This window comes from Staphylococcus caledonicus, assembly GCF_016238465.1.
Classification (GTDB): domain Bacteria; phylum Bacillota; class Bacilli; order Staphylococcales; family Staphylococcaceae; genus Staphylococcus; species Staphylococcus caledonicus.
This window is the reverse complement of record NZ_JABTXV010000004.1, coordinates 1-13610: the sequence shown is the minus strand read 5'-3', so window position 1 is coordinate 13610 and position 13610 is coordinate 1. Positions and strand designations below refer to the sequence as shown.

12 protein-coding genes are annotated in these 13610 nt (G+C 38.3%); 8 read left to right on the top strand and 4 right to left on the bottom strand.

All coding sequences use genetic code 11. The annotated features are described in order from the left end of the window. The first annotated feature begins 16 nt into the window (after positions 1-16). The 6 genes from HS848_RS10350 to HS848_RS10325 all read left to right on the top strand — a co-directional run bounded on the left by HS848_RS10350 (position 17) and on the right by HS848_RS10325 (position 6568). Positions 17-331: an ArsR/SmtB family transcription factor gene (locus HS848_RS10350; protein WP_198612259.1), complete on the top strand. Its 315-nt coding sequence runs from the start codon at positions 17-19 to the stop codon at positions 329-331. Next, positions 331-1623 (top strand): arsenite efflux transporter membrane subunit ArsB, encoded by a 1293-nt coding sequence (arsB, locus tag HS848_RS10345; protein ID WP_198612342.1) that lies wholly within the window; start codon positions 331-333, stop codon positions 1621-1623. The genes HS848_RS10350 and arsB overlap by 1 nt, the downstream gene beginning before the upstream one ends. 223 nt (positions 1624-1846) lie before the next feature. Beyond that, positions 1847-3199 carry a dihydrolipoyl dehydrogenase gene (gene lpdA / locus HS848_RS10340; protein ID WP_198612258.1) on the top strand — a complete coding sequence of 451 codons (1353 nt, stop codon included), beginning with the start codon at positions 1847-1849 and terminating at the stop codon, positions 3197-3199. Between the two features lie 36 nt (positions 3200-3235). Further along, positions 3236-4183 (top strand): thiamine pyrophosphate-dependent dehydrogenase E1 component subunit alpha, encoded by a 948-nt coding sequence (locus tag HS848_RS10335; RefSeq protein WP_198612257.1) that lies wholly within the window; start codon positions 3236-3238, stop codon positions 4181-4183. A gap of 15 nt (positions 4184-4198) precedes the next feature. Beyond that, entirely contained in the window at positions 4199-5239 is a 1041-nt protein-coding gene (locus HS848_RS10330; RefSeq protein WP_198612256.1) for an alpha-ketoacid dehydrogenase subunit beta, read from the top strand. A gap of 18 nt (positions 5240-5257) precedes the next feature. Beyond that, entirely contained in the window at positions 5258-6568 is a 1311-nt protein-coding gene (locus HS848_RS10325; protein ID WP_198612255.1) for a dihydrolipoamide acetyltransferase family protein, read from the top strand. A 108-nt stretch (positions 6569-6676) separates the two neighbouring features. Here HS848_RS10325 and HS848_RS10320 read toward each other — a convergent pair whose 3' ends face one another. The 4 genes from HS848_RS10320 to HS848_RS10305 form a co-directional block, all read right to left on the bottom strand. Next, on the bottom strand, positions 6677-7780 hold the full coding sequence (locus tag HS848_RS10320) for a mannitol-1-phosphate 5-dehydrogenase (RefSeq protein WP_198612254.1): 1104 nt from the start codon (positions 7778-7780) through the stop codon (positions 6677-6679). Beyond that, positions 7780-8214, bottom strand: a complete 435-nt coding sequence (locus HS848_RS10315; protein ID WP_103166426.1) for a PTS sugar transporter subunit IIA — start codon at positions 8212-8214, stop codon at positions 7780-7782. The genes HS848_RS10320 and HS848_RS10315 overlap by 1 nt, the downstream gene beginning before the upstream one ends. 11 nt (positions 8215-8225) lie before the next feature. After that, the gene (locus tag HS848_RS10310; RefSeq protein WP_198612253.1) at positions 8226-10265 is read right to left on the bottom strand and encodes a BglG family transcription antiterminator; all 2040 of its coding nucleotides are present in this window, start codon (positions 10263-10265) and stop codon (positions 8226-8228) included. A gap of 104 nt (positions 10266-10369) precedes the next feature. After that, positions 10370-11929 carry a PTS mannitol transporter subunit IICB gene (locus HS848_RS10305; protein WP_198612252.1) on the bottom strand — a complete coding sequence of 520 codons (1560 nt, stop codon included), beginning with the start codon at positions 11927-11929 and terminating at the stop codon, positions 10370-10372. Positions 11930-12571: 642 nt separating this feature from the next. On the opposite strand from HS848_RS10305, the gene HS848_RS10300 reads away from it, so the two are divergent. Together HS848_RS10300 and HS848_RS10295 are read left to right on the top strand one after the other, a co-directional pair. Beyond that, positions 12572-12787, top strand: a complete 216-nt coding sequence (locus HS848_RS10300) for a zinc ribbon domain-containing protein (protein ID WP_198612251.1) — start codon at positions 12572-12574, stop codon at positions 12785-12787. Positions 12788-13035: 248 nt separating this feature from the next. Continuing rightward, positions 13036-13521, top strand: a complete 486-nt coding sequence (locus HS848_RS10295) for a hypothetical protein (protein WP_198612250.1) — start codon at positions 13036-13038, stop codon at positions 13519-13521. The last annotated feature ends 89 nt before the right edge of the window (positions 13522-13610 follow it).

Here is a 13610-nt window from a genome sequence, read left to right as displayed (position 1 = left end):
GTTGAGGAGGTAGTGTATGTCTTATAAAGAATTATCGGCCATACTTAAGGTTTTATCGGATCCAAGTAGATTGGAAATTATAGATTTACTGTCATGTGGAGAGTTATGTGCATGCGACTTGTTGGAGCATTTTCAATTTTCGCAACCGACGTTGAGTCATCACATGAAGTCCTTAGTGGATAATGAGTTAGTTACTACTCGAAAAGAAGGAAATAAACGTATGTATCAACTTAATTACCAACTATTAGATAATATTCATCAAGATTTAACTATGCTAAGTACTTCTAATGAACGATGTATATGTAAAAATATGAAATCAGGTGAATGTTAATAATGACTATTTTAGCAATTGCAATCTTTCTTATAACTTTAATTTTTGTAATATGGCAACCTAAAGGGTTAGATATTGGTATTACGGCGTTAATCGGGGCTATCATAGCTATTATTACAGGTGTAGTAAGTTTCTCTGATGTAGCTGAAGTTACAGGAATTGTTTGGAATGCGACGCTGACATTTGTCGCTATTATTCTTATTTCTCTCATTTTAGATGAAATTGGTTTCTTTGAATGGTCGGCTATACATATGGTTAGGGCTTCAAAAGGCAACGGCCTAAAAATGTTTATCTTTATTATGTTGTTAGGTTCTATTGTAGCTGCGTTTTTCGCTAATGATGGTGCTGCCCTAATTTTGACACCTATTGTACTAGCAATGGTAAGAAACTTAGGATTTGATAAGAAAATTATTTTCCCATTTATTATAGCGAGTGGATTTATTGCGGATACGACATCGCTACCTTTAATCGTGAGTAACTTGGTTAATATCGTGTCTGCCGATTACTTTGATATTGGTTTCCTAGAATACTTTAGTCGAATGATTATTCCTAATCTATTCTCTTTATGCGCAAGCATCGTAGTTTTATGGTTATATTTTAGAAAATCAATACCAAGCACGTTCAATACTGACAATATTTCGCTACCTAAAAGTGCGATTAAAGATCAACGATTATTTAAAATTTCCTGGGTAGTATTAGGTGTGCTATTTATAGGATATCTTGTAAGTGAAGTTATTCATATTCCTGTATCATTCGTTGCGGGTGCTATCGCAATTATTTTTATGCTATTAGCACGTAAATCTAAAGCTGTTCGTATTAAAAAAGTGCTTAAAGGCGCACCATGGAATATTGTTATATTTTCAATTGGAATGTATTTAGTGGTATTTGGTTTGAAAAATGTAGGAATAACAACAATATTAGCTGATGCATTATCTCATATTTCAAGTTACGGATTGTTGAGCAGTATTATGGGAATGGGCTTTATATCAGCCTTTTTATCTTCAATTATGAACAATATGCCAACTGTATTAATCGATGCTATAGCTATAGGACAATCTAGTGTCACTGGGGCGATTAAAGAAGGTATGGTTTATGCGAACGTAATTGGTTCTGATTTAGGACCGAAAATCACACCAATTGGTTCTCTAGCAACATTACTATGGTTACATGTGCTTACACAAAAAGGTGTAAAAATTTCTTGGGGCACTTATTTTAAAACAGGCATTGTCATTACAATTCCAGTGCTATTTGTAACATTATTAGGTTTATACCTTACACTTATACTATTTTAAGAGAAGACGGGGCCTTGCCTCGTCTTTTATTTTTGAAATACTGTTAAATTTTTTAAATAATTAAAACTTTAAATTATTTGAGTATTTTGAATTTAGAGTATAAAATGTAATTAAAGAAATAAGAAAACGCTTACATTTGAAATAAAACCTTCTTATTTCTGTGTTTCAAAATCGTTGGGAGCGCATAGCGATATGAATGAAAGAAAGGGAGGGGGCAACATCCATGAGTAAAGCATATGATTTAGTCGTCATCGGAGCAGGCCCAGGTGGTTATGTAGCGGCGATTCGAGCTGCACAACTGGGCAAGAAAGTGGCTGTCATCGAGAAAGTGAACGCAGGCGGAACGTGTTTAAATGTTGGCTGTATACCTTCTAAAACGTTTCTTGAACACGGGACGAAAGTGCACGACATTCAAGTTGCCAATGACTGGGGAATTTCAACTAGTGAAGTTAATGTTGATGTTTCAAAATTGGTCCAACGTAAGAAACAAGTAGTTCAAACGTTAACAGGTGGCGTGAAACAGTTACTTAAGAAAAATAAAATTGACTATATTGAAGGCGAAGCAACCGTAACCGATGACTTAGAAGTTAAAGTGAACGATAAGACGTATAAAGCGCAAGATATTCTACTCGCTACAGGTAGTAAACCTTTCGTGCCACCAATCAAAGGATTAGATAACGTGGATTATGAAACGACAGATACGTTCTTTGATTTAAAAGCGCTACCTAAGAAACTAGCGGTTATTGGAGGTGGCGTCATCGCAACTGAACTAGCCTCTTCTATGGCCGATTTAGGCGTCGAGGTTACCATCGTCGAAGTAAGCGAGAATATCTTATTAACCGAAATTGAAGAAGTACGTGACTTAATAAGACAACATTTAGATAACCAAGGCATTCACATTATAACTAATTCAAATATTAAGAAAGTAAACAAAGATAGTATCGATATCGAAGGTCATGATCCGGTATCATTCGACACGTTACTCCTTGCGACCGGACGTCAACCTAACGCTGCAATTGCAGAAACACTGCATCTTGAAATGGACGGAAAATATGTGCAAGTAGATGAGCATTACCAAACAAGTCGTCAACATGTTTACGCAATTGGCGATTTAGTACCAGGCTACCAATTGGCACATGCAGCGAGTGCGCATGGCATTCATGTAGCCGAAACACTTGCTGGTCAACAACCACAAGCGATTCGCCAAGAAGATATTACACGTTGTATTTATACGCGTCTTGAAGCAGCGTCAGTAGGGTTATCTGAGGCACAAGCAAAAGAAGCAGGTTATGAAGTTAACGTGACGCAATCTACTTTTCAAGGAAATGCTAAAGCAATTATTAAAGGCGAGACAGAAGGCTTTATTAAGCTCGTTGCGGATAAGCAATATGGAGAAATTCTCGGTGCCTTTGTAGTAGGACCACATGCCACAGATTTAATCAGTGAAATCTTAGGTGTTAAAGCGGCCGAGGGAACACTCAATGAACTGGCTCATATTATTCAACCGCATCCATCTCTGTCTGAAGCAATTGGGGAAAGTGCCGAACATTACTTTGGCCAAGCGATTCACATGTAGCGATATGAAACCAGTGAACGATAGGGGGAACTAACGATGGAAAAAGAACAAGCACGTTGGATTTATAAAACGATGAACGAAATCCGATACTTTGAAGAGAAAGTGCATAAAATCTTTAGTGACGGTAAGATTCCAGGTTTTGTGCATTTATATGTTGGTGAAGAAGCAGTAGCTACAGGTGTGATGTCCCAACTAGAAGATGATGATTATATTACAAGTACGCACCGTGGACACGGACATGCGATTGCTAAAGGCTGTGATTTAAACGGTATGATGGCTGAAATCATGGGTAAACGTGATGGTCTTGGTCACGGTAAAGGTGGCTCAATGCACGTAGCCGAAATTGATAAAGGGATGTTAGGCGCAAATGGTATCGTCAGTGGTGGCTTTGGACTTGCGACAGGTGCAGGAATTTCAATCCGTAACCAAGGCAAGAAAAATGTTGCCGTTTGTTTCTTCGGCGACGGTGCTGCGAATGAAGGGAACTTCCATGAAGGTTTAAACTTTGCTTCAATCTTGAACCTTCCTGTCATTTTTGTTTGTGAAAATAACCAATTCGGCGAAGGTACAACACATAAGTATGCAAGTGCTTCTGAAACAATTGCCGAACGTGCGAGTGCCTATAATAAGCCGGGCGTACGTGTTGACGGTATGGACGTAGTTGAAGTGTATAAAGCAGCGAAAGAAGCGGTAGAACGTGCTAAAAATGGTGACGGCCCAACGTTAATTGAATGTGATACCTACCGTAAATATGGTCACTTCGAAGGTGACGAACAAAAAGTTAAATCACCAGACAATCGTAACGCCGATAAAAACGCGACAGAAGACTTCAGAAGACAAGCGCTTGAAGAAGGTTGGTTAACTGAAGATGAAGCCAATGACATTGAAAAAGCAGCCGAACAAGCTGTCGAAGATGCCGTGAAATATGCAGATAATAGTGAGTTACCAGACGTTGACGCCTTACACGAAGACGTATTTGCCTAAAAGGGGGTTATAACTATGAGTGAAGAACGTAAGTTAACATTTATGGGAGCAATTAACGAAGCAATCGACCAGTCAATGGAACGAGATGACAATGTTATTTTAATCGGTACCGATGTGTCAGGTGGTGCCGGCGTCGAACATATTAAAGACGATGATACCTTTGGTGGCGTATTCGGAGTAACTAAAGGACTTGCTAAAAAATATAGCCGTGACCGTGTTATCGATACACCTATTGCAGAACATATTACGTTGAGTGCAGCTGTAGGGGCCGCAGCAACAGGGATGCGTCCGATTGCTGAATTGATGTTTAACGACTTTATTGGTTTTGGTTTAGACCCTATCTTAAACCAAGGCGCAAAAATGAGATATATGTTTGGCGGTAAAGCGAAGATTCCACTTGTTGTTCGTACCGTGCATGGCGCAGGTGCTGGGGCAGCGGCACAACACTCTCAATCTTTATATAACATGTTCGCTGCCATCCCAGGCGTTAAAGTGGTGGTACCGTCTAGCCCATATGATGCCAAAGGATTGTTAATGGCTGCCATACAAGATGATAATTTAGTAGTATTTTCAGAAGATAAAACGTTGTTAGGTCAAAAAGGCGATGTGCCTGAAGAACCTTACACAGTAGAGATTGGGAAAGCCAATGTTACACGTGAAGGCGATGATTTAACTATTGTTGCTATTGGGAAAATGGTCGCCGTCGCAGAAGAAACGGCTGATACACTAGCGGATGACAATATCTCAGTCGAAGTCATCGATTTACGCTCAGTATCACCATGGGATCAAGAGACCGTTCTAGAATCAGTGAAGAAAACAGGGCGTCTTATTGTCATTGATGAGTCTAACCCACAATGTAATATTGCCGGCGATGTGGCTTCAGTTATTGGAGATGTCGGTTTCGATTATCTAGATGGCCCGATTAAGAAAGTCACTGCACCAGATACACCCGTACCATTTGCGGCTAACTTAGAAGAAGCTTATATTCCAAGCGTAGATAAAGTGCTAGATGTAGCTTCAGAACTTATTGAAGATTTAAAACAAGTAAATGCCTAAGTAAGGGGGGATGAGACGATGAGTGAAAATATTATTATGCCAAAACTAGGTATGACGATGAAAGAAGGCACAGTGGAAGAGTGGTTCAAAGCTGAAGGCGACACCGTAGAAGAAGGCGAAAGCATTGTGACTATTAGCTCTGAAAAGTTAACACAAGATGTGGAAGCGCCAGCGAGTGGTACGCTACTTGAAATCAAAGTGCAAGCTGGCGATGAAGCTAAAGTTAAATCCGTACTCGGTGTGATTGGAGAAGAAGGCGAAAGCACTGGCGATAACGAGGATGCTGAGACAGATGAACAAACCTCTAAACCAACGCAAGCAGAAGACAAACAAGAAGATGGCACAAATAAAGATGAAGCTGAAGTAGCACACGCAGAGCAGCAGCGTTCATCAGAAAGCACATCAAATCAAGGTCATACGGATGGGCAACGTATCTTTATCTCACCATTAGCGCGTAAAATGGCCGAAGAGAAAGACTTAGATATTACACGCATCAAAGGTACAGGCGGTAATCAACGTATTACGAAACTTGATATTCAACGCGTCGCAGACCAAGGCTATGATTATGAAGGTAATGAAACTTCAGAAGTAGCGTCTGAAACAACTGGCAGTCAAACTGCGAGTGGATTTGATAGTACTAATATCGGTAAAGGACTTAACCCAATGCGTAAACGTATTGCCCAAAACATGCGTCAAAGCCTAGCAGAAACAGCCCAATTAACCTTACATCGTAAAGTCGATGCCGACCGCTTATTAGACTTTAAAGCGCGACTCTCTACTGAATTAGGCGATGCCAACCAAGAGGTTAAACTTACGGTTACTGCATTATTAGCTAAAGCCATTGTTTTAGCGCTCAAAGAATATGGCGCGATGAATGCCCGTTATGAAGATGGAGAACTCACAGAATATGATGATGTACATCTTGGCGTGGCGACGTCATTAGACGAAGGTCTTATGGTGCCGGTGATTCAACAAGCCGATACAAAAAGTATTGGTGCTTTAGCTAAAGAAATTAAAGTTGCAGCTGAAGCCGTAAGAGAAGGTAATACGAATGACGTTCAATTACAAGGCGCAACCTTCACGATTACGAATATGGGTACAAGTGACATCGAATACTTCACACCAATTTTAAATCGTGGCGAAACAGGCATCTTAGGTGTAGGTGCACTGTCTAAAGAAGTCGTCTTAGAAGCGGGCAGTGTTAAACAAGTCTCTCGTATTCCGCTTAGCTTAACATTCGATCATCAAATCTTAGATGGCGCTAGCGCAGCAGATTTCTTAAAAGTTCTAGCTAAATATATTGAAAATCCATACCTATTAATCTTGTAAGTTCAAAAACTTAACGTTTATGATTAACAACACAAAAAAGCGTTTAATCACTACTTTCTAGTTCATTCAACAACTAGATAGGTGATTAAACGCTTATTTTATTTCATATTATAGTGCTTCGTATGCTTCAACAATTTCTTTAGCTAAGCCATCGCTCGCTTTAGCATGTTCTTTTAAGAAAGCTGTCACGCCATGTGCGTCGATATACTCACGCATTTCTACAGTTTCTTTGTCTGCCATATCATCATATTTTAATAATAATGCAGCTGCTTTCACTAAACCTTTACGGTATAAGTTACTTTCATATAAGTAAGTTAAAGGTTTCATAATACGGTCTTTTGGACCAATTTTACGAAGTGTGCCACGACCTACACGTGTCACTTCATCTGATAGGTAAGGATTTTCAAAACGGCCAATAATTTTATCAACATAAACCGCTTGTTCATCGTTACTGAAACTGAAGTTATCAGTAATGTACTCGCTTGTTTCACCTAACACTTGGCGTAAATCTGCTAAAATAGCTTCGTCTTTAACTGCGTCTAATACAGTGTCTTTGCCATAGTATTTACCGGCATACGCTAATAAAGCGTGACCAGTGTTCACAGTTAGCAATTTACGTTCGATATAAGGTGTTAAGTCATCTACATATTTAATATGGTCTAACTCTTCGCCGTACCATGCGTCTTTTTCCACGACCCATTCAAAGAAAGGTTCAACCATTACGTCTAAGATGTTGTCATTCTTTTGAAGTGGAACGATACGATCGACTGCAGAGTTAGCGAAATGAATATTGTCGCCTAATGGACCAGTGATATCTAAAATAGCTTCTTTTAGAGTATCCGTCGCCATAATCGCATTTTCACAAGCAACGATATTAACATGATTCTCTTTCTCTTTTAAATAAGGTGCAAATGATTTCGCAATAATAGGTAGGATGTTCACACCTACTGCAGTAGTGATAATATCTGCTTCAAGAATCGCTTGTTTTAATTCTTCTGAAGGTTGTCCACTGTTAATAGCACTGACGCCAGTAACGCGACTAGTTGTTTTTTCTTCGTTAGCAAGAATAACGTTATAAGCACCTTCGTTATCTAATGCATCAATGATTTCTGCGTTTACATCTGCAAATGTGACATCGACATTGTTATCTGACAGAATATAGCCGATAAATCCACGGCCAATATTCCCAGCTCCGAAATGTACTGCTTTCATTACGCATCTGCCTCCTCGAAGACTTGTTTAATTTCTTCTGCAGATTTTGCGTTAACGATGCGGTCAACATTTTCTTCTTCACTGAAAGTAATCGCGATTTTAGATAATAAATCTAGATGTTCGCCGTCTTTACCAGCAATACCTACTACCACTTTAACTGTTTCGCCGTTCCAATCAACGCCTTCAGGAATTTGAAGTAATGTTAAACCAGATGCTAAGACTTCACCTTTAGCTTCGTCTGTACCATGAGGAATTGCTAAACCGTTACCCATGAATGTTGAAACTACGTTCTCACGTTCTTTCATTGCTTGGATATAAGCTTCGTTTACTGAACCGCTGTCTACTAACGCGCGACCAGCTTTCTCGATTGCTTCGTCTTGGCTACCTACAGATACGTTTAAAAAGATATTGTCATTACTAAATAATTCAGTCATTTGATACACTCCTAAGTTAATTGATTTTGTATTCGTTTTATAAAGCTATCTCTCAATATGTGTTTAATTGCGTCGGGATTCTGCATAAAGTCATCAATTTGCTCGAGATGATGACCCAGTTCTGCTGATAATTCCCCGACTAGTTGCGCCATTTCATCATTATTTGGGATAAATAGGCTAATCATATATTTAATTTTGAAAAGGTCATTTTGAGTACTTTGCATGCCCAATTCTTGATTTAATATCGTGATTAAGATCAACGGGCGTTGAATCAAATCGTCTCTCATATGTGGGATAGCCACAGGGTAAGGGTGTAAGACCCAACCAGGATTCTGATTCAACTTATCTTGCAACAGCTCAGCGAATGACGTCTGACTACCCGGCGCAATGACGCCGTTTTCCTCAAGATAGTCAGCTAAATATTTGTTCCAATTAGTTACGTCTTTATATTCAATTTGCATGGAATTCAATAATTCTAAGCCTTGTTCCATGTTGTTAATGATGTTGTCAGGGTCGTGAATGGTTGAATGTTTCACATCACTTGTATCTTGTTGAGTCGCGCGATGCTCTTTCGTTTTTAAAAATGAGGCCACGTACGTCACATCTGATTCTGGTAATAACGGGTTGACGGTAATGAATGGCGTTGTAATATCCAACTTGACGGTTGAGATAATGCCATCGTAGTCGTCTAAGTCCAACATTTTCAAATCACTCACAGATGCCTGTGTAATCTTCTCAATTTCACTAAACGATTGTTGTAAACGTGTGGCTAACAAGCGACTGGTTCCAATACCACTACTGCACACAACTAAAACATGTAGCAGTTGGCTCGACTGACTTTTCAAAGAGCCACCAAAGTGCAAGACAATAAAGGCAATTTCATTATCCGGGAAGGCTAACTCCGGCCACGTCTGGTCGATGGCTTTATGCACGATATCGAAGAGTCGCGGATATTTGTACTTAATCATTTCGGTGAGTGGATTATACGTCTCGATATTAGCTTCTAAACGATTAATCGCCGGATTGATATGCAAGGACAACCCTTGAACTAGCGTCGCATAATCTTCAAACGTTTGGCCTGATAAACGTTCCACGCGATTCACAAAAGATTGAATCTTGCGGTCGTCGAACTCATTATTCTCGAATACTTGCGAGGTCGTTCGTCGGTTGGCGCCCCGTAAATGAATAGTAATGAATGTCACTTCAGCTTGATTAAAGTCGATATCGTATAAACCTTCTAGCCGTTTCGCAATTTCTGTGGCGATTCGGTGTTCAAATGTATCTTTTACCGAGTCGTAAATCTCTTCATTAATCGACACGTATTCGCCGTTTTGGATGCGGGCGATACTTAGCACGATATGCACGGTTAACGTGAGATAGCTTGATTCGGTTAAGGTGTAGGGCAGTTCGCCTAGATAATCCATTAAGATACGTTCAATATTGAAGATACTGTCCAAATCGACGAGTGCTTGTTGTGACTGGTTAAGCGATTGATAAACGAAGTGGTTCTCGATAACCGAGTAGACACTCGTACTATTTAAGTTATTGACCATCAGCTGACTTAGAAATTCACGTTTTTTCGATTCCGGGCCATCGAGATATACGCCTTCGCCACGTTTGCGGTAAAGGGTTAATTGATAGCTTGCGAGATCGTGTTCTAAGTCGTCGAGTAGCTTGGTCAACGTTTGTACCGACACGCCAATTTCTTGCGATAAACTATATTGTTTCACTGCATGCTTCGATTGAATCAAGGCGTACAAGATAATGGCTTTCTGTTCTTCTACCGATAAATCAACCGTTTCATGTTGCGCCATTTCTTTTTTTAATTCTTGAAAATGAACATCCTCACCGGATAGCTTAATGCCTTTCTTATTTGCACGTTCGAGCGTGATATTAAATCCTTTAAGATAGGTTTCAATGTCCTTTAATTCACGATGAATAGTACGAGAGGATACGCCAAGTTGTTGAGCAATTTCGTAAATCGTGACATATTGACCGTAATATTTGATTAACAGTTCAATGATTTCTTTTTCACGTGTACTCATCAACATTGTCGTACCCTCCTAGCAAACTATAGTTCTATTTTTAGTGATAGTTTGTGATGGGAGAGAAGGGGAAACCTAAGTTGTTTCAAAGGTTTCGTCTCCTCGCTCTCTTACTCTTTATCTTGATCTTTTTTTAAGTTGTTTAATAATTCTTCATAACGTGGAGAATTTAAGAAGTTATCCACTGAGATATGAATAGCGTTTGGAACTTGTTTGATTGCACGGTCAGTTAATGTTTTTTGTGTAATAACAAGTTGTGCATCGTTTGGTAATTGGTTGATTGCAGTATTTGTAACGTTAACGTCTGAAATACCTGCTTTTTTGAATTTATTACGTAACATACTTGCACCCATTGCACTTGAACCCATACCCGCATCACATGCGAAAATAACATGGTCAACGTTGCTATAGTCGTGAGCGTCTACGTCTTCAGTGTTGTAGTCATCAAGTAAGTCTTCTGCATTTTCTTCAGATGATGCTTCTTTATCATCTTTATTAGCTGTATCGTCAGTTGCTTCTTTTGCTGCGCCAGTGCCTGTAGTAGCACCAGTTAATTTAGATGACACGCTAGATTTTTTACCTTTGTTAGATTCCATTTTAGCTGTTGCTGCTTCTAAATCTTGTTGAGGTTCTTTTGTAAGTTTCATGATTAATGCGGCAACGACGAATGAAACGATTGTTGCTAAGATAACACCTAATAACATGTGTAAGAATTCGCCTCTAGGTGCGTTTAAGCAATACACGATGAATGAACCAGGTGAAGCTGGGCTCTTGAATCCGAAGCCTGTTGCTTGGTAAGTAGCAACGCCAGTCATACCACCTAAAATAACTGCTAAGAATAATAACGGACGCATTAATACATATGGGAAGTAGATTTCGTGAATACCACCTAAGAAGTGGATGATACCTGCACCATATGAAGTTGCTTTGGCTGTGCCTTTTCCGAAAATCATGTAAGCCAATAAGATACCTAAACCTGGACCAGGGTTAGATTCGATTGTGAATAAGATTGATTGACCAACTTGTGCTGCTTGGTCTGTACCAAGTGGTGTGAACACACCATGGTTGATTGCGTTGTTTAAGAACACGATTTTAGCTGGTTCTACGATGATACTTACTAATGGTAATAAGTGAAGGTGAACTAAGAATTCAACTGCCACTGATAAGATATGCATAATGAATTGCATAATTGGCGCCAAGATTTTGAAGCCAAGGATTGTCATAATGAATGCTAGAATACCTGCTGAGAAGTTGTTGAATAACATTTCAAAGCCTTGTGGCGTTCTAGGTTGTAGGAATTGGTCGATTTTCTTCATTAACCAACCTACTAAAGGACCCATAATCATTGCGCCAAGTAACATTGGTGTATCTGGTAATGCAACGATAACCCCCATAGTTGCTGTCGCGGCAACGATACCACCACGTAGGTCGTGGATTAAACGACCACCACTGAATGCGATAAGTAATGGAATTAAGTATGTGATCATTGGTCCTGCTAATTGAGAAAGTTCTTTATTAGGGAACCAACCATTATCTATGAAAATCGCAGCGATAAAGCCCCATGCGATGAACGCACCGATGTTTGGCATAATCATACTACTAAGGAATGAACCAAACGCTTGGACTTTACGGCCGAGACCTTTTTTCTCTTGTGTTTCTGTCTGAGCCATAACTACACCTCTTTTTTATTTTTATTGTGTGTCTTTATTGTAAGGGCGTGATAAGGCGTCTACAACATAAAGAAAATGCGACTTTGTCACAGTAAATGTGACAAGAGTATGTATAACTGGAAGTATTCTAAATTAATGTCTGTATTGGTTATTTTTATTGAAAATGAGAATGGCGTAGGGAGCAAGAGGAGTGTAGGGATGACGACGGTGAAGGCGGTTGTGGGAATGGCGAGAGAAGGGTAGCGGAGACGGCAAGTGGCAGGTAGGTCACTCACTTTCGTTGAGACGCGTTCCTGTGGGAAAGGCCCGTGCCTGTAGTCACTCGGCACTTTCTATTCCACTAGGAGTTGCTCAACTGCGTTCGTTGTGGTGTGGGAGGTTATTCGAGTCATTCCCTATATTATTATTGTGGTGTTTGAGTGACGCTGTTTTTAGCAAAGTGATGGGTAAGTTACTCACTTTCGTTGAGACGCGTTCCTGTGGGAAAGGCTCGTGCCTGTAGTCACTCGGCACTTTCTATTCCACTAGGAGTCGCTCAACTGCGTTCGTTGTGACGTGAGGTTATTATTTAAGAAATGAACGATTATTCAAAGGATAAATAGGTTATATAATAAATAAGTAAATATTTAAGGAGTGAGGTATATGTCAGAGGCACAAGATACAGGTTGTATTAAGTGTGGACATACTGAAGTTGAAGAAGGCACGTTATCAGCTACAGGTTCAGGAATCTCAAAATTATTAGATCTACAACACAATAACTTTAAAACCATTACATGTAAAAATTGTGGTTATACTGAGTTCTATAAAGAAAGTGCAAATAGAAAAAGAGACTTCATCGATTTATTCTTTGGAGGATAAAATAGGAAGAAAAATATTCCATTTTAATTGTTTAGCTATAAAATTTATTAAGATTGTTGCTAGTTTTATATGAGATTTTTATTAATCCATGAAGCTAGCAACAATTTTTTTGAAGTAATCCTTTATTATTTATAAATTAGATGCAAAACGCATAATAATTTAGTTATAATAATTATAATAAAACAAAAAATTGGCTTATATAAATATTGTGAATAGAGTTATAAATAGCAAAGAATGGGTTGATAGTTATGAATAATAGTAAAGCTATAAAGTCATTATTTACTTTACAGAATGATGGAGAAAAATTAGAGATTATTAATGAATTTGGTTTATCTATTGACGGTTTTAGTAATATAAATATAAAAAAAATAGCCCAACATAGAGATGCAATTGAAAATAGATTTAATTCAATCAAAAATATCAATAATCTTGAAAAGAAAATTAAACATGAGTTGAAAAATGATGAAAATGAATTTGATTATATTTTGGAACCTAAAATAATTATTGATAAATACGGGCATAACTTTAAAAAATTATTAAAAGTTTTTTATAAAGATGGTTACGGGGAATTAACCGAAAAACTTTTAGATTTATTAAATGAAGATGAGAAAGATATAAGTGGAAATTTAAATATAAATAACTATTCAAAAGAAAATGAAATAAGTAAATTAAGAAAAATTATTGAAGATTTACAAAATAAAGTTCAGACCAAAGATACTAAAATAAATGAATGAAATAAATATAAAAGGAGCATTTTAAATAATATAGAAGAATTAGAAAATAAAGTTAAATTAAAAGAGAAAAAAATAAAGTCCTAAAAAAA